The sequence below is a fragment of the Bosea sp. 29B genome (genome assembly GCF_902506165.1).
Classification (GTDB): Bacteria; Pseudomonadota; Alphaproteobacteria; order Rhizobiales; family Beijerinckiaceae; genus Allobosea.
Genome location: NZ_LR733817.1, coordinates 3372509 through 3389414 on the forward strand (window position 1 = coordinate 3372509; position 16906 = coordinate 3389414).

Annotated in this window: 15 protein-coding genes and 1 tRNA gene; 10 read left to right on the top strand and 6 right to left on the bottom strand. The window is 67.0% G+C overall.

The window, feature by feature from the left end; translation table 11 throughout:
- Positions 1-49: 49 nt before the first annotated feature.
- Positions 50-1603 (bottom strand): trehalose-6-phosphate synthase, encoded by a 1554-nt coding sequence (locus GV161_RS16350; protein WP_244624236.1) that lies wholly within the window; start codon positions 1601-1603, stop codon positions 50-52.
- Positions 1604-1823: 220 nt separating this feature from the next.
- On the opposite strand from GV161_RS16350, the gene otsB reads away from it, so the two are divergent.
- Positions 1824-2621 carry a trehalose-phosphatase gene (gene otsB, locus GV161_RS16355; protein ID WP_348521240.1) on the top strand — a complete coding sequence of 266 codons (798 nt, stop codon included), beginning with the start codon at positions 1824-1826 and terminating at the stop codon, positions 2619-2621.
- 14 nt (positions 2622-2635) lie between these two features.
- Positions 2636-4474 (top strand): glycoside hydrolase family 15 protein, encoded by a 1839-nt coding sequence (locus GV161_RS16360; protein WP_152016696.1) that lies wholly within the window; start codon positions 2636-2638, stop codon positions 4472-4474.
- A gap of 123 nt (positions 4475-4597) precedes the next feature.
- On the opposite strand, the gene metW is transcribed toward GV161_RS16360, so the two are convergent.
- A complete protein-coding gene (metW, locus tag GV161_RS16365) occupies positions 4598-5221 on the bottom strand; it encodes a methionine biosynthesis protein MetW (RefSeq protein WP_152016697.1) in 624 nt (207 codons plus the stop codon).
- A 2-nt stretch (positions 5222-5223) separates the two neighbouring features.
- Positions 5224-6402: a homoserine O-acetyltransferase gene (locus GV161_RS16370; RefSeq protein ID WP_152016698.1), complete on the bottom strand. Its 1179-nt coding sequence runs from the start codon at positions 6400-6402 to the stop codon at positions 5224-5226.
- 155 nt (positions 6403-6557) lie between these two features.
- Between GV161_RS16370 and GV161_RS16375 the strand changes: the two genes are divergently transcribed.
- From GV161_RS16375 to GV161_RS16390, 4 genes are all read left to right on the top strand, one after another.
- Complete coding sequence (locus tag GV161_RS16375) at positions 6558-7391, top strand: chorismate mutase (protein WP_152016699.1); 834 nt, start codon at positions 6558-6560, stop codon at positions 7389-7391.
- A gap of 23 nt (positions 7392-7414) precedes the next feature.
- Positions 7415-8524, top strand: coding sequence for a histidinol-phosphate transaminase (locus GV161_RS16380; protein WP_152016700.1), 1110 nt, complete (start codon positions 7415-7417; stop codon positions 8522-8524).
- Complete coding sequence (locus GV161_RS16385; RefSeq protein ID WP_152016701.1) at positions 8521-9465, top strand: prephenate/arogenate dehydrogenase family protein; 945 nt, start codon at positions 8521-8523, stop codon at positions 9463-9465. The genes GV161_RS16380 and GV161_RS16385 overlap by 4 nt, the downstream gene beginning before the upstream one ends.
- A 116-nt stretch (positions 9466-9581) precedes the next feature.
- Positions 9582-9657 (top strand) — tRNA-Thr (locus tag GV161_RS16390).
- A gap of 230 nt (positions 9658-9887) precedes the next feature.
- Here the strand turns inward: GV161_RS16390 and GV161_RS16395 are convergent.
- On the bottom strand, positions 9888-10664 hold the full coding sequence (locus GV161_RS16395; protein ID WP_152016702.1) for a DeoR/GlpR family DNA-binding transcription regulator: 777 nt from the start codon (positions 10662-10664) through the stop codon (positions 9888-9890).
- Between the two features lie 155 nt (positions 10665-10819).
- Here GV161_RS16395 and GV161_RS16400 point away from each other — a divergent pair, with 155 nt between their 5' ends.
- The 4 genes from GV161_RS16400 to GV161_RS16415 all read left to right on the top strand — a co-directional run bounded on the left by GV161_RS16400 (position 10820) and on the right by GV161_RS16415 (position 15449).
- Entirely contained in the window at positions 10820-11614 is a 795-nt protein-coding gene (locus GV161_RS16400) for an inositol monophosphatase family protein (protein ID WP_152016703.1), read from the top strand.
- 66 nt (positions 11615-11680) lie between these two features.
- Positions 11681-12739, top strand: a complete 1059-nt coding sequence (locus tag GV161_RS16405; protein ID WP_152016704.1) for an ABC transporter ATP-binding protein — start codon at positions 11681-11683, stop codon at positions 12737-12739.
- A complete protein-coding gene (locus GV161_RS16410; protein ID WP_152016705.1) occupies positions 12736-14376 on the top strand; it encodes an iron ABC transporter permease in 1641 nt (546 codons plus the stop codon). Before GV161_RS16405 ends, GV161_RS16410 begins: the two co-directional genes overlap by 4 nt.
- A 74-nt stretch (positions 14377-14450) precedes the next feature.
- Positions 14451-15449 (top strand): extracellular solute-binding protein, encoded by a 999-nt coding sequence (locus tag GV161_RS16415; protein ID WP_152016706.1) that lies wholly within the window; start codon positions 14451-14453, stop codon positions 15447-15449.
- Positions 15450-15519: 70 nt separating this feature from the next.
- On the opposite strand, the gene GV161_RS16420 is transcribed toward GV161_RS16415, so the two are convergent.
- Positions 15520-16176 carry a DUF1109 domain-containing protein gene (locus GV161_RS16420; protein WP_152016707.1) on the bottom strand — a complete coding sequence of 219 codons (657 nt, stop codon included), beginning with the start codon at positions 16174-16176 and terminating at the stop codon, positions 15520-15522.
- Positions 16177-16225: 49 nt separating this feature from the next.
- The gene (locus GV161_RS16425) at positions 16226-16801 is read right to left on the bottom strand and encodes a sigma-70 family RNA polymerase sigma factor (protein ID WP_244624237.1); all 576 of its coding nucleotides are present in this window, start codon (positions 16799-16801) and stop codon (positions 16226-16228) included.
- Between the last annotated feature and the right edge of the window lie 105 nt (positions 16802-16906).

A 16906-nucleotide genomic window follows, 5' to 3' on the forward strand; every position in this document is an offset into this window, starting at 1 on the left:
CGCTGAGTCGCAAGCGCAAGCTGGGTTGACTGCCCCTAGCGCGCTGCTTCTAGCCAGCGGAGGGAGCGTTCGGCAAGGCCTTGCCGCGTGCCGGGCCGCCTTTGTCGTGTGTCGGTCGGGAGGCCTGAGGAGGCATATCCACGCGTGCGGGGTTGGTATTCGTGCCCGATCTGCGTGTATTGCGCAGCGTTTTGGGCCGCCCCGGCGGCACGATGTCGCCGCTGGGGATATCGAGGCCGGAGAGCGCGGCGAGATAGCGCGACGTCCACCAGTCGATGTCGGTCGAGGAGATCGTCGCGTAGAGTCGCTCGAAGCGGCGCTGCCGTTCCGATAGCGGCATGGCGAGCGCGGTCCGGATCGCCTCGGCCACCTCATGGGTGTCGAACGGGTTGACGATCAGCGCCTCGCCGAGCTGCTGCGCCGCGCCGGCGAAGCGCGACAGCACCAGCACGCCGGGGTCGTCGGGATTCTGCGCCGCGACATATTCCTTGGCGACGAGGTTCATGCCGTCGCGCATCGGCGTCACCAGCCCGACCTGCGCTCGCCGGTAAAGACCGGCGAGGGCGCTGCGCGAATAGGCCTTCTTCACCACGCGGATTGGCGTCCAGTCGAACTCGCCGAGCGCGGCGTTGAGTCGGCCGGCGACTTCGTCCGACATCCGGTCGAGCTCGGCATATTCGGGTACGTCGCTGCGCGAGGGCGGCGCGATCTGCAGCAGGCCGACCTCGCTGCGGTATTCCGGATGGTTGCGCAGAAAGGTCCCGAAGGCTTCCAGCCGCTGCACGATGCCCTTGGAATAGTCGAGCCGATCGACACCGATCACCAGCTTGCGGCTGCCGAGAGGGGCGGTCGTCGCCCGCACCGGCTGCGTCGCCGCCCGGACCGACGCCTGGGCGAGTTTGCGGAAACCCTCGACATCGATGCCGATCGGAAAGGCCTGCACCACCGCCTCGCGCTGGCCGGTCTTGACCCGGTTGCCCTCGCGGCGTGCGCCGCAAAGCGCGACCAGCCCGCCGATCAGGTTGGCGACGTCGTTCTGGGTCTGCAGCCCGATGAGGTCGTAGGCCGTCATCGTGCTGATCAGGGTCGACGAGAAGGGCAGGGAGCCGAACACCTCGGCCGGCGGCCAGGGGATGTGATGGAAGTAGCCGATCCGGTTGGCGACGCCGCGCCGGCGCAGCTCGGCCGCGAGCGGGATCAGGTGGTAGTCATGGATCCAGATGACGTCGTCGGGCTTGAGCAGCGGGATCAGCAGCCGGGCGAAGCGGCGGTTGACGCCGAGATAGCCGGCATAATCGGTGCGGGTGAACTCGGTCAGGCCGAGCCGGTAATGCATCAGTGGCCAGAGCGCGCGGTTGGCGAAGCCGAGATAATAGCTCTGGCGCTCGGCCTCGGTCAGGTCGGTGACGGCGTAGCTGACCTTGCCATGCCGCGCCGGCTCCACGCTGGTTGCGGGTTCTGTTTTGGTGGCGCCGCTCCAGCCGAACCAGAGGCCGCCATGCTGTTCGAGCGCCGAGCGCAGCGCGACCGCCAGGCCACCTGCCGCCACCTTCTCGCCCCGTTCGGGCATGGTGACGCGGTTGGACACGACGACAAGACGCATGATGCCTCACTTTTCGCTGACGCTCGCCGCAGAGGCGCGGGAACAGAACGCGCGGGCAGGCGTAATGTTTCGTGTGCACGCCGGCTTTCCCGGCCGGTTCGCGTCGCCGCCGTGACCGGATCATGGCGACCTCGCGCCAAACTGAACCTCGAATGTGGCGATCAGGGGACCATCTCCTATCGCCGCCCTTTCGCCCGCTTCACCCTCTAACCAGGTTGCCATGTCACAGATGCTGAGTCCCGGGTTCGCTGAACCTCCCGCAAAAGCCGCTGCCGTCACCGGGCAGATCGCGCTGTTCCTGGATTTCGACGGAACCCTGGTCGAGATCGCGCCGACACCGGAGGATGTGAAGATCGACCGGCGCCTGCCGGGTGCCTTGGAGGCGCTGCGCCTCCGGCTTGGCGGCGCGCTCGCCCTGGTCTCCGGGCGGCCCGTCGCCCTGCTCGACGAGATGATGACCCCCTATCGTTTCGACGCTGCCGGCCTGCACGGCGCCCAGATCCGTCTCGGCGGCGCCGATGCTCCGCTCGCTGCGCCTTCGGAGGCGCTGCACGCTGCGACGCGCAAGATGGTCCGCTTCGCCAACAGCCATGTCGGCGTCATCGTCGAGGACAAGCGCCAGTCGGTAGCGCTGCACTGGCGACTGGCGCCGTCGCTCGCCGACGAGGCTTTGGTGCTGATGGAGCAGGTCGCCGCCGAGATCGGCCCGTCGATGCGCCTGCAGCGCGGCAAGGCCGTCGCCGAATTGGTTCCGGCGACCGCGAGCAAGGGCGGCGCGATCGACTGGCTGCTGCAGCAGGACGGCTATGCCGGCCGCACGCCGGTCTTCATCGGCGACGACGTTACCGACGAGGACGGCTTCGCCGCGGTCAATGCGGCCTCGGGCCTGTCGATCCGGATCGGCGATGGCCATACCTGCGCCCGTCATCGTCTGGCCTCGCCTACGGCCTTGCATCACGTTCTGCTCGCTGCCGCCGAAGGCGGCGACCTCACGCTCGAAACCTTTCTCCAGAACTGACTTCAGGAACAGGCATGACTGTGACGACCACCGCCTCGCCGCGCGTCGCTTCGCTCGATCTCGGCGTCATCGGCAATTGCTCGATCGCCGCGCTGATCGACCGACGTGCCCACATCGTCTGGGGCTGCTTTCCGCGCTTCGACCGCGACCCCGTCTTCTGCTCGCTGATCGACAACCAGATCGACGACGGCGACGCCATACCGAAGAAGGGCGTCTTCGCCATCGAGATGGTCGGCATGACCCGTTGCGAGCAGAGCTATCTCGACAACACCGCGATCCTGTCCTCGGTGCTCTCCGACGACCAGGGCAATGCGCTGGAGATTCTCGACTTCGCCCCGCGCTTCGTTCGCTATGAGCGCTTCTTCCGGCCGCCGCAGCTGGTGCGCCGTGTTCGCCGCATCTCCGGGCGCCCGCGCATCCGCGTCGTGGTGAAGCCCTGCCTCGGCCTCGGCGAGGAACCGGACGAGATCACCCGCGGCTCCAACCATGTCCGCTTCGTCGGCGCCGATCAGACGATCCGGCTGACGACCGATGCGCCGGTCTCCTATGTGCTGGAGAGCATCCCGTTCGCGGTCGAGAAGCCGTTCTCCTTCTTCATCGGCTCTGACGAGGCGCTACGCGCCGAGATCGAGACGACATCGCGCGAATTCCTCGACAAGACCACCGACTACTGGCGCGACTGGGTCCGCTCGCTCTCGATTCCCTTCGAATGGCAGCGCGAGGTCATCCGCGCCGCGATCACGCTGAAGCTCTGCTCCTTCGAGGAGAGCGGCGCCATCGTCGCGGCGCTGACCACCTCGATCCCGGAGGCACCGGGTACGCAGCGCAACTGGGATTATCGTTTCTGCTGGCTGCGCGACGCCTATTTCGTCGTTCACGCCCTCAATCGCCTGGGCACGACGCGGACGATGGAGGACTATCTCGGCTTCATCACCAACATCGTCGATACCTATTCGGAGAGCGGCGCCGAGCATCTGCCGCCGCTCTATCCGATCACGCGCGGCGGCGAATTGCGCGAGTTCGAGGTGCCGAACCTCGCCGGCTATCGCGGCCATCAGCCGGTGCGCGTCGGCAATGGCGCGGCGACGCAGGTCCAGAACGACGGCTATGGCGCGGTCGTGCTGGCCGCGACCCAGTCCTTCTTCGACCGCCGCCTGATCCAGCCGGGCAAGGAGGCGCTCTTCGCCCAGCTCGAACGCATGGGCGAGCGGGCCATCGCCGTCTTCGACAAGCCCGATGCCGGCCCCTGGGAGCTGCGCGAAAAAGAGGTGGTCCACTCTTTCTCCAGCGTGATGTGCTGGGCGGCCTGCGACCGACTTGCCCGCATCGCCGGCACGCTCGGCCGCGCCGACCGCAAGGAATACTGGCGCGGCGAGGCCAAGCGCCTGAAGGGCATCATAACCGACCGGATCTGGAACCAGGAGAAGGGCCATTTCGTCTCGACCTTCGACGGGAGGGATCTCGATGCGACCCTGCTGCTGATCGCCGAGCTCGGCTTCGTCACCCCCGATGATCCGCGCTATATTGCTACGGTCGAGGCGATCGGCCGCGAGCTCGGTCGCGGCGACCTGATCCTGCGCTACGGCACGGAAGACGATTTCGGCTTCATGCACACCGGCTTCCTGATCTGCGCCTTCTGGTATGTCGACGCACTGCACGCGATCGGCCGCAAGGACGAGGCCAAGGAGCTGTTCGGCCGCATCCTGCAGCGCCGCAACAGCTTCGGCCTGCTCTCGGAGGATGCCGATCTCGAAACCGGCGAACTCTGGGGCAACTTCCCGCAGACCTATTCGATGGTCGGTCTGATCAATTCGGCGATGCGGCTCAGCCGGAATTGGGAGGAGGCGTTCTGACCGAGCCGTCATTCTCGGGCGGAGCGAAGCGCAGACCCGAGAATTTCGTGACGAGAAGGCGATGATTGGAGCCTCATCCTGCCTGAGATGCTCGGGTCAAGCCCGAGCATGACGGGTGAGAGCCTATCCCCGCTTCAGCAAGAACACCGCCTGTGCACCAAAGAGGTTCCAGAACCACCAGGGCGCGCTGACGCCGACCTTGCCACCGGAGACGTCGAGCGCGACGGCGCGTTCCTTTTCCGCGCCGACGGCGTCACACAACGCGACGAAGTCGCGGATCGTGCAGAAATGGATGTTGGGCGTCTCCCACCACGCATAGGGCAGGGAGTCGGTCACAGGCATCCGGCCCATGAAGAAGACTTGGGTGCGCATGCGCCAATGCCCGAAATTCGGGAAGGAGACGATGGCGCGCCGGCCGATGCGCAGCATGTGTTCCAGCACATCGCGTGGATTGCGGGTCGCCTGGATGGTCTGCGAGAGGATGACGTAGTCGAAGCTGTCGTCGGGATAGTCGGCGAGGTCGGTGTCAGCATCGCCCTGGACGACCGAAAGGCCGCGCGCGACGCAGCCGGCGACGCCTTCGCGCGACAATTCGATGCCGCGCCCGTCGACGCCGCGGGTCTCGGCGAGCAGCGACAGCAATTCGCCGTCGCCGCAGCCGACATCGAGCACGCGCGAGCCCGGCGTCACCATCTCGGCGACGAGCCGCAGGTCGATGCGGTTGGTCTGGGTGTCCGCCAGCGCCATGCTCAGATCCCCCTGGCCCGCGCCGCGGCGCCGATGAAGCCGCGCGTCGTCGCGAACAGGTTGGGCTCTTCCAGCAGGAAGGCGTCGTGGCCCTTGTCGCTTTCGAGCTCGACGAAGGAGACCGAGGCGCCGGCTGCGTTGAGGGCGTGCACGATGGCGCGCGAGTCGCTGGTCGGGAACAGCCAGTCCGAGGTGAAGGACGCCACGCAGAAGCGCGTCCGCGTCCCGGCAAAGGCTTTGGCCAGCACGCCGTCATGGTCGGCGCCGAGGTCAAAGTAGTCCATCGCCCGCGTCACGTAGAGATAGGAATTGGCGTCGAAGCGCTCGACGAAGCTGATGCCCTGGTAACGCAGGTAGCTCTCGACCTGGAAATCCGCGTCGAAGGTGAAGGTCGGCGCGCTGCGCTCCTGCAGCTTGCGGCCGAATTTGCGATGCAGCGCCGGCTCCGAGAGATAGGTGATGTGCGCGCCCATGCGCGCGACCGAGAGCCCTTTCGAAGGCCGCGTCCCTTCGTCGAGATAACGGCCCTGGCGCCAGTCGGGATCGGCCATCACCGCCTGGCGGCCGACCTCGTGGAAGGCGATGTTCTGGGCCGAATGCTTGGCGGCGGTGGCGAGCGGCAGGGCGCTGAACACCCGCGTCGGATAGCTCGCCGCCCATTGCAGAACCTGCATCCCGCCCATCGAGCCGCCGGCGACGCAGAACAGGCTGTCGATCCCGAGCGAGTCGACGAGATGCGCCTGCGCCCGCACCATGTCGCGGATCGTCACCATCGGGAAGGACAGGCCCCAGGGCTTGCCCGTCGCGGGATTTGTCGAGGCCGGGCCGGTCGTGCCCATGCAGCCGCCAAGGACATTGGCGCAGATCACGAAGAAGCGGTCGGTGTCGATCGGCTTGCCCGGCCCGATCATCGCCGTCCACCAGCCGCCCTTGCCGGTGACCGGGTTGCGGCTCGCGACATATTGGTCGCCGGTCAAAGCGTGGCAGACCAGCACGGCGTTGGAGCGCGCCGAATTGAGCTCGCCATAGGTCTGGTAGGCGATCTGCCAATGCTCCAGCACCGCGCCGGAATCGAGCTGCAGGGCCTTGTCCGGCCCGAACTGGACGAGCAGGCTCGACGGCTGATTGGCTTCGGCCAGCGGGTCGGCGAGAAGTTCGGGAGCTTGCGTCCGGTTCGGCATTCGGATTTGTCTTGTCGTCCGGTCCGTTCGTAATAGCGGACATTACCGATGGCGCGGCTCTTCCCGTCTGTCAACGCGGCGATGCGTTGCGAACGCTTTGCCAAGCCCCTCGGTGACCGCTAAGAGACCGGCACGATTAAAGAAGTCTGGCCATCATGACGCAAGCCGCTCCGACCACGCTCGCCGACCTGCGCAGCGAGATCGACCGCATCGATGCGGCGATGCACGGCCTGCTGATGGAACGCTCGCAGATCATCGAAACGCTGATCGCGATCAAGAAGACGCAAGTGTCCGGTTCGGCCTTCCGCCCGGGCCGCGAGGCCGACATGATGAAGCGGCTGGCGCTGCGCCATCAGGGCCTGCTGCCGCTCGATACGGTCGAGAGCATCTGGCGCATCATCATCGCGACCTTCACCTTCGTGCAGGCGAACTATTCCGTTCATGCCGACATCTCCGGCGGCGATGCGGCGATGCGCGACAGCGCCCGCTTCCATTTCGGCTTCACCGTGCCGTTCGTCACGCATGAGGATGCCCGCGCCGTGATCGCGGCGGTGGCGGACTCGGCCGGCGATCTCGGCATCTTCCGCATGGACCTGGGCGCCAGCGCCGGCGTCTGGTGGCGCGACCTGATCGGTCCCGCACAGCCCAAGATCATCGCGCGCCTGCCCTTCATCGAGCGGCCCGACCATCCGGCCGGCACGCCGGTCTACTGCATCGCCAAGCCGCTGACCGACGCCGCCGTGCGCGAGATCGTGCTCTACGCGGCTCGCGTCGAGCGCTGGTCGGAGCCGCTTCGCCATGGCCTCGCCCAGCATCTCGCCGAGGTCTCGGCCAGCGCCGCCGACGGCTCGCATCTGGCGCTGCTGGTGGCCGCCTCCGGTGAAACCCCGGTCGAAGCCATCCGCAGCGCACTCGAACCCGCGGGCCTCAAGGAGCTGACCGAGATCGGCAGCCACGCCGCCCGCTTCGCCTTCAAATCCGCCCGCTGATCACTCCTTCAAGGTCCAGCCCCATGGCTCTGCCCGCTCCTCGCCCCGTCCCGCGTCCCGGCGTCCTCGACATCGAGGCCTATGTCCCCGGCAAGTCCTCGGCTCCGGCCGGCGTCAAGCTGCACAAGCTTTCCTCCAACGAGACCCCGCTCGGCCCGAGCCCGAAGGCGATCGCCGCCTATGGCAATCTCTCCGGCAAGCTCGAACTTTACCCGGACGGCTCGGCGACGAAGCTGCGCGAGGCGATCGCCGGCCGCTACGGCCTCGACGCCAACCGCATCGTCTGCGGCACCGGCTCGGACGAATTGCTGCAGCTGATCACCAAGGTCTATCTCGGCGATGGCGATGAAGGCGTGTTCACCGAGCACGGCTTCCTCGTCTACAAGATCGCGATCCTTGCCGCCGGCGGCAAGCCGGTGATCGTGCCCGAAAAGAACCTGACGGCCGATATCGACGCGATCCTCGCCGCGGTGACGCCGCGCACCAAGATCGTCTTCCTCGCCAACCCCAACAACCCGACCGGCACCTATCTGCCCTTCGACGAGGTCAAGCGTCTGCAGGCTGGCCTGCCGCCGCATGTGCTGCTGGTGCTCGACGCGGCCTACGCCGAATATGTCCGCCGCAACGACTATGCTTCGGGCCTAGAACTGGTCGCGACCAGCGAGAACGTCGTGATGACGCGCACCTTCTCGAAGATCTACGGCCTCGCCAATCTGCGCCTCGGCTGGGTCTATGGTCCCGCCCACATCATCGATGCGCTGAACCGCACCCGCGGCCCCTTCAACGTCAATGGCGCGGCGATCGAGGCCGGTGTCGCCGCGATCGCCGACGAGGCGCATATCTCTGCCGCGATAGAGCACAACGACAAATGGCTGGCCTGGACCACGGCCGAGCTGGAGAAGCTCGGCCTCATCGTCACGCCCTCGGTCGGCAACTTCCTCCTGATCCATTTCCCGGCGGCTGCCGGCAAGAGCGCCAGGGAGGCCGATGCTTTCCTGACCCAGCGCGGACTGATCCTGCGCTCGGTCGCGTCATACGGCCTGCCCGATGCATTGCGCATGACCATCGGCAGCGAGGAGGCCAACCGCCTCGTCGTTGCAGCTTTGGCTGAGTTCCTGGGCAAGGCCGCGTGAGCGCGCCCGAGAGCTTCGCGCCGCGCCGCGACGAGCCGCTCTTCGGGCGGCTCGCCATCATCGGCATCGGCCTGATCGGTTCCTCGATCGCGCATGCCGCGAAGGAGCTCAACCTCGCCCGCCATATCGTGCTGAGCGACGCCGACGTTGATGTCCGCCGCCGCGCCCGCGAGCTCGATCTCGGCCATGAGATCGCCGAGACCGCGATCGAGGCCGCCCGCGATGCAGACCACATCGTGCTCTGCGTGCCGGTCGGTGCCTGCGGCGCCGTCGCGGAGGAGATCGCCGGCGTGCTCAAGCCCGGCGCGATCCTGTCCGATGTCGGCTCGGTCAAGCATGCGGTGGTCGAGGCCGTCAGCCCGCATCTGCCCGAGGGCGTGCATTTCGTCCCGGCCCATCCTGTCGCAGGCACTGAGAATTCCGGCCCCGATGCCGGCTTCCCCAGCCTCTTCCTCAACCGCTGGTGCATCCTGACGCCGCCGCCCGGCACGGACGAGGCGGCGATCGCCCGCACCCGCCAGTTCTGGGAAGGCATGGCGGCGATCGTCGAGGTGATGGGCTCGCAGCACCATGACCTCGTCCTCGCCATCACCAGCCACCTGCCGCATCTGATCGCCTACAATATCGTCGGCACCGCCGAGGACCTGGCGGCGGTGACGCAGTCGGAGGTGATCAAGTTCTCGGCCGGCGGCTTCCGCGACTTCACCCGCATCGCGGCGTCGGACCCGACGATGTGGCGCGACGTCTTCCTTGCCAACAAGGAGGCGGTGCTGGAGATGCTCGGTCGCTTCAACGAGGATCTGGCCCTGCTCACCCGCGCCATCCGTTACGGCGACGGCGAGACCCTGCACAAGCATTTCACCCGCACGCGCGCCATCCGCCGCGGCATCGTCGCGCTCGGCCAGGAGAAGGCCGAAACGGAGAAGCTGAAGAAGGGCTGAGTGGCGAGCGCGCTGGTGTCTCCGCGGGATTCCCACAGCCGGGCGTGAATTCGGTGCCTCCGGTGGACTTGTCTGCCTTGTCAAAACGGGGTCGGGCTGATACAGCCCCACCCGTCGCCGCAATAGCTCAGCTGGTAGAGCACCTCATTCGTAATGAGGGGGTCGGGGGTTCGAATCCCTCTTGCGGCACCATTCCCCAACCAGCATTCGCTGACGTCCGCAAACTGGCCAAGACGGCCGGTTTTTTCGTGTTCGGCAGCCGCTGCTCTTTCTTGTGACCGCGGAGAGCCGCAAAAATGTTGGCTTTCCCGTTGGTCCCCTGAGCAAGGCCGACAGATTCGAGACCGGCAGATGGCTCGGCATCGCTGTCAGAGGCGCCAAATCCTCGGGCGGGACCGCGATGCACTCTTGCTGGAATTGCTCTAGGCGTCGGCAACGATAACGCGTCCGACCACGCTCGAAAGCGCAGCCAACGCCGGCAAGGTCTTCGCCTTCTTGTCCGTGACGATGGCGGAAATCCGATCGAGCTCGCAGAAGCGGAAGCGGCTGGTCACACCGATCTTCGAGTGATCGGCGATCAGGACGACGCCAGCCGAGTTGATGACCATGGCCCGGGCGATCTCGGCGGTGTGCTCGAAGAAATTGGTCGCCGCGCCTTTCATGTCGACCCCGAAGGGCGACAGCAGCGCCAGGTCGGCCTTGTAGCGATAGATGTCGTTGATCGTCGATGCGCCGCCGGTCTCCGGCGGTTCATGGACGATCGTTCCGCCGAGAAGAAAGACGCGGCTGCCGGTCCTCTGCTGCGTCGATGCCATGGTCGTCGCAACCTGCAGGGAATTCGTCAGGATATTCAGCTCGGGAACGCTCTTCAGCTCCTCGGCCAACGCCGCCGTCGTCGTGCCCCCGTCCAGGAACAGGGTCTGGCCGCTCTTGATCAGGGTCATCGCGGCCAGGGCGATCGCGCGCTTTTCCTTCAGGCGGACGGTGGAGCGGGCCCCATAGGACGCGTCCTGCTCGGCAGGCATGCTGACCGCCCCGCCATGGACCCGCCGCAGGCTGCCGTCCTGCTCCATCGCCACCAGATCGCGGCGGATCGACTCGTTGGAAACGCCGAACTCGTGGGCGAGCCTCTCGACCGAGACGCCGCCGAACGTGTCGAGAAGCGCGCGGATCCGCTGCTTTCTCTCGCCCTGCCACATGCGGTGCCGTCTCCTGCGAACCGGTTCATTTCACCTCTGGCAAGACCGCTGGCAAGAGTGGCACAACGCCGGGGGTAATAAATCGGTCAAAAATCCACATTGCCACATATATCCACAAATGCTAAGCCGCCTCCAGAAAATTCGGGGGATGGCGGATGCGTGCCGAAGGCGATCAGGCGGAGTGGTTGGCGTTTGCGCTGCGGCTCGCGACGGAAAGCGGGGCGATCCTGCGTGAGACGGCTTCCGTTCGCCCGGATGTCGAGGTCAAATCCGACAGGAGCTTCGTCACGGCGCTCGACGCCCGCATCGAGCGGCGCATGCGCGAGATGCTCGCCGATCGCTTTCCCAGCCACGGCATCATCGGCGAGGAGGAGGCCCCCACCGATCTCGATGCCGATCTGGTCTGGGTGCTCGATCCGATCGACGGCACCGCCGCCTTCATCGCCGGCCTGCCGGTCTACGGCACGCTGATCGCGCTGATGCGGGAAGGCGAGCCGATCCTCGGCATCATCGACCATCCGATCACCGGCGACCGCTGGATCGGCGTCAAGGGCAGCCCGACCACGCATAACGGCCGCCCCTGCCGCACGCGCAACTGCGGAGCACTCGGCAATGCCATCCTGTCCGCCAGCAATCCCGATTTCTTCGAGGCGGAGGAGCTAGCGGCCCTAGACGCCATGCGCGCGGCCACGGCCTGGCGAATCTGGGGCGGAGCCTGCATGAGCTTCGGCCTGCTGGCGAGCGGGCGCACCGACGCGGCCTTCGACACGCGCCTGAAGCTCTGGGACTTCGCGCCCTTCCGCCCGATCATCGAGGGTGCCGGCGGCGTCGTCACCGATTGGGAAGGCCAGCCGATCGACCACAAGACGGGCAAGCGGATCATGGCCGCCGGCGATCCGGCCCGCCATCGCGAGATGCTGCGCCTCGTCGAGAGCGCCATGGGGCGCTGAGCCGACCATATCCGCTCCGAGACGGCGCCGATCCGCCGGAGCTTTCAGTTGAGAGGGGATGACGAGATGGGAATCGCGATCGAGAATCTGGCCGTCTCCTATGGCGGCCAACGGGTGATCGACGGGCTCGAGCTGACGATCGAGCCGGGCAGCTTCTTCACGCTGCTCGGCCCCTCCGGCTGCGGCAAGACCACGCTGCTGCGTACCATTGCCGGCTTCGTGCCGGCCGAGCGGGGGCATATGCGCTTCGGCGGCACGGAAGTGACGCATCTGCCGCCGCACCGGCGCGATATCGGCATGGTCTTCCAGGATTATGCGCTGTTTCCCGACAAGACCGTGTTCGACAACGTCGCCTATGGCCTGCGCGCCCGCAAGCAGTCGGAAAGCGCGATCAAGCCCAAGGTCGAGGCGGCGCTGGAGCGCGTTGGTCTCGGCCATCTCGGCGCCCGCCATCCCGCCGCGCTCTCCGGCGGCCAGCGCCAGCGCGTGGCGCTGGCCCGCGCCCTCGTCATCCAGCCGAAGGTGCTGCTGATGGACGAGCCGCTCTCCAATCTCGACGCCAAGCTGCGCCTGCAGGTGCGCGAGACCATCGTCGAGCTCCAGCGCGAGGCCAAGATCACCACGGTCTTCGTTACCCATGACCGCGAGGAGGCGCTCGCCATGTCCGACCGGATCGGTGTGATGAAGCAGGGCCGGCTCGAGCAGGTCGGCACCCCCGCGCAGATCTACCGCGAGCCGCGTACCGGCTATGTCGCTGATTTCGTCGGCGGCGCCAACATCGTCGAAATCGAGACGGCGGCCCGCCAGGCCGGCGAGACCGGCCCGCTCGCGCTCGACGGCGTCACCATCACGGCGCGTGCCTTGGCAGCGGTCGCAGCCGGCCGCGCCATGCTGGTCGCCCGTCCGGAAGACATTCTCCTCGCCGAGCCCGGCACGGCCGGCACGCTGCCGGGCCGGATCGCGCACCGGCAATATCTCGGCGGCAAGACCAGCTACAAGGTCGCGCTCGACAGCGGCCGCACGCTCGCGGTCGACCTGCAGAGCGGCGCGCATGACCGTTTCGAGCCCGGCGCCGCTGTCGGCCTCGGCCTCGATCCCGCCCGCACGCTGGTGCTCGCGTCATGAGCGTGCAGTTCCGCTCGATCTGGTTCTGGCTCTCCGCGCTGGCGCTGGCGATCCTGGCCGTCTTCCTGCTCTATCCGCTGCTGAACGTGCTGACCGGCTCCATCGGCAGTGGCAGCCGCAACGGCTGGGTGACACTGGCCGGCGATCCCAAGTACTTCGCCGCCATCGTCAACACCGTCGTGCTCGGGATCGCGGTGACCCTCACCACGACGCTGATCGGCGTGCCTCTCGCCTATTTCACGGCGCGCTTCGATTTTCCGGGCAAGGGCATCGTCGCGGTGCTGCCGCTGATCACCCTGGTCATCCCCGAGGTCATCGCCGCCCAGACCTGGCTGATGATGCTCGGCAACAACGGCTTCATCACCCGCTGGCTCGGCGGCCACGGCATCGACATGCCGAGCTTCTACGGCTGGCCCGGCCTGATCACGGTGATGACCTTCACCTATTACACCTACACCTATATCGGCACGCTCGCCGCCATCCGCGGCTTCGACGTCCAGCTCGAGGAAGCCGCGCAGAGCCTCGGCACCTCGCCGGCTCAGTCGCGTCTGAAGGTGATGCTGCCAGTGGTGTTGCCCTCGGTGCTGGCGAGCGCGTTGCTCGTCTTCACCCTGGTCGTCGGGAACTTCGCCACCGCCACCATCCTCGGCAGCCGCGTGCCACTGCTCTCGGTGCTGACCTACCAGGCGGCCGTCGCCGAGGGCGGCTCCGACCCGGTGATGCAGTCGACGCTGGCCACCGTCTCGATTGCGCTTGTGATGATCGTGCTCTTCGTCCAGCGCTGGATCGTGGCGCGCGGCCGCCACGAGGTCACGCAAGGACGCGGCGCCCGCGCCGAGAGGCTGCGCGGCCTGCCCGGCCTCGTCATCGGCCTGTCTGCCGCGGTGCTGGTCATCGTCTCGCTGCTGCCGCTGGGCTCGATCGTCGTCGGCGCCTTCACAGTCTCGCGCGGCCCGGTGATGCGCTGGGGCGAGTGGACCACGGCCCATGTCGAGCGGCTCGTCAGGATCGCGCCCGATCCCGTGATCAACACGCTGCTCTACTCGGCCGCCGCGACCGCGATCGGCATCACCTTCAGCGCCCTCGTAAGCTATCTGATCGTCAAGAAGCGGAACATCCTGACGCCGGCGCTCGACTATCTGACGGCGCTGCCGCTGGCGCTGTCAGGCACGATCATCGGCATCGGCCTGATCATGTCCTTCAACACCGGCTTCCTGCCGCTGACCGGCACTGCCAGCATCATCGTGCTCGCCTATGTCGTGCGCCGGCTGCCCTTCGGCATCCGTAACTCGTCCTCGACGCTCTACAACATCCCCAATTCGATCGAGGAAGCCTCGATCAGCCTCGGGGTGCCGCCGGTGGCGACCTTCTTCAAGGTCGTGCTGCCGCTGATGCTGCCCGCCGTCGCCGCCGCCACCGTGCTGACCTGGACGACCACCGTCGCCGAGCTCTCGGCCTCGATCATCGTCTATTCCGGCGGCCGAGAGACCATGCCGATCCAGATCTACAAGCTGATCGACTCCAACCTGATGGCCCCGGCCTCGGCCTATGGCCTGGTGCTGGTCGCGGTGATCCTGATCCCGATCATCGTCGCGACCCGCGTTTTCAAGATCGACCTGTTCTCGTCGAAGGCCTGAACGGACAGCCAAGCCGGGCCAGCATCGCCTCGTCGCCCGGTTCTCCCAAGGAAGGCGAAAGGAAAGGAACGACCATGACCCATCTCATCGATCGCCGCGCCGTGCTCGCAGGCCTTGCCGGCATGGCGGCTGCTCCCGCTTTCGCCCAGAGCGCCTCGGGCACCGTCGTGCTCTACACCTCCAACAACGCCCAGTCGGTCGATGCCGTGCTCGGCGTCGCCAAGGAGAAGCAGCCTGGCCTCAAGATCAGCACGATCACCGGCGGCTCGGGCCAGCTCCTGCGCCGCATCGAGGCCGAGTCCGCCAAGCCCCAGGCCGACATCTTCTGGAGCTCCAGCGCCAACACGCTCGGCGCCTTCAAGCAGCTGTTCGAAGCCTATGCCTCGCCAGCTGCTGCCGCCATTCCGGCAGTGCTGCGCCATCCCGAGAACCTCTGGACCGCTTCGAACGTCCATCTCGTCGTCGCGATGGTCAACAAGAACCAGCTCGGCGGCAAGCCGGCGCCCAAGACCTGGAAGGACCTGGTCGATCCGGCTTTCAAGGGCAAGATCATCATCGCCGATCCCACCAACAGCTCGACCGCCTTCACCATCCTCTGGGGCGTCGACAAGCTGATGGGACCGGACGGGCTCAAGGCGCTCGCCGCCAACCTGACCGTCTCAAGCGCCGCCTCGACCGTGCTGCGTGCCGTCGGCCAGGGCGAATATGCCATCGGCCTCACCTTCGAGTCGAACGCCTATGCCTATGTCGCCGGCGGCCAGCGCGAGATCTCGCTGCTCTATCCCGCCGAAGGCACCTTCTCGACGCCGGAGTTCCAGGTGCTGGTCAAGGGCGCGCCGGCCGGCGCCGCTGCCAGGGCCGCCTATGACCTGATGCTGTCGAAGGAAGCCCAGATCGCGCTGCTGGAGAACGCTTTCCGCCGGCCCAGCCGCAGCGATATCGACGTCTCCAAGCATGTCGAGCTGCCCGCCATGGAGAGCATCAAGGTCTTCGCCATCGACGAAGACGATGCCGCCGCCAAGCGTGACGAGTTCCTCAAGCGCTGGCAGTCTTACGCTACCGCCGCGAAGTAGTTCGCCTTCCGGAACGGTCGGGCCGCTCATCGGCCCGAAGTCACCTGCCGCTTGCTGCTGGGCGCCTCGTCTACCAGCGCAGGAGCCGCGGGAAGATCAGCGCGCCGATTCCGGTGACCGCCGCGATCGCGATCGTGTACCAGGTTGCCAGGAACGGCGCCGTGTCGTCCGGGCAATGCAGGCTGTAGGCGAGGGTCGCAAGTCCGGCCGAGGCGAGGCCGGCGCAGGCTCCCGTCAGCCTGCCGTCGACCGGTGCGCCGCGACGCGCCAATCCGAAGAGGACGACGAGCGGAACCAGCGCGTAGAGCGGCACCGCGACGAGGCAGGCGCGCCAATAGCGGCCGAAGATCAGCGCGCTCCAATCCGCGAAAGGCGCTTGGAAGAGTGCGGCTAGCGCCCAGAGAGCGATGAGTGCGACCGGGAGAGCAACCAGCGGCAGCTCTCTGCCTGGCTTCAGCCCCGGGCGCAGGCTGCGCTGGAACAGCACGAGCGCGATGCCGGCGACGCTGGCGCCGACCAGCGCCTTGGCGATCACGGGGGGCGTCGACCAGACGCCAGCAAGATCCGGGCGAACACCCAGGACGATCAGGACGAGCAGGGCGGTGAGCGCCAGCGCCGCCAGCGCGCAGAGCCAGGTGGCCCGGCGCAGCCAGCCGGTATCCACCGGGCGGTGGCCCGCGGTCATCACCGCGATCAGCTCATTGGTCTGCATGGTTCTCTGGTCCATTCAGCAGGGAATTCGCTCGGGATCGTCGAAAGGTTACGCGCTGCCTCGGTCATCCCGGCCGCTCCCCGCGCCGGGAGAGGAACTTGGCCATGGCCTGCAATCCGCGATGGATCGCGACCTTGGCGGCGTTTTCGGTCATGCCCGCCGCCTGCGCAGCCTCGGCGACGCTCGTTCCCTGAAGCTTGACCCTGTCGATCAGGGCGCGCGTGCGCTCCGGCAGGGCGGCCATGGCGCGCTCCAGATCGAGCTTCGCCTCTGCCGCCGCACCATCGACCGGCCCGGCGAGCTGATAGGCCTCGTCGTCGAGCGGCAGGTTGGCGACATGGCGGCCGGAGCGGCGCAGATGATCGACGAGCTTGTAGCGTGCGATCGCGTGCGCCCAGGCCGTCACCGGGCTCGCGGCGTCATAGGTGTGGCGGGCCAGGTGCAATGCCAGCAGGGTTTCCTGCAGCACGTCCTCGGCCTCGCTCGCCTCGCTTCGGCCGGCGCGCGCCAGCATCTGCCTGAGATAGCCCCGCAGCCGCACGCTGATCGTGTCGAGGAACAGGCGATAGGCCGCGGCATCGCCGGCAAGGGCCGCGAGGAAGATCGGTCGGAGCCGGGTTTCAAGCTCTTGCAGCGACACGCCTTGCGCTTCTCGCACGGGGAATAATCTGCGTGTCCGTCGCATGGCAGGGGCGGGCTCACAAGCCTGCGAGGGGATGGTGAAGCGCTTGCACTCGTCCGTTAC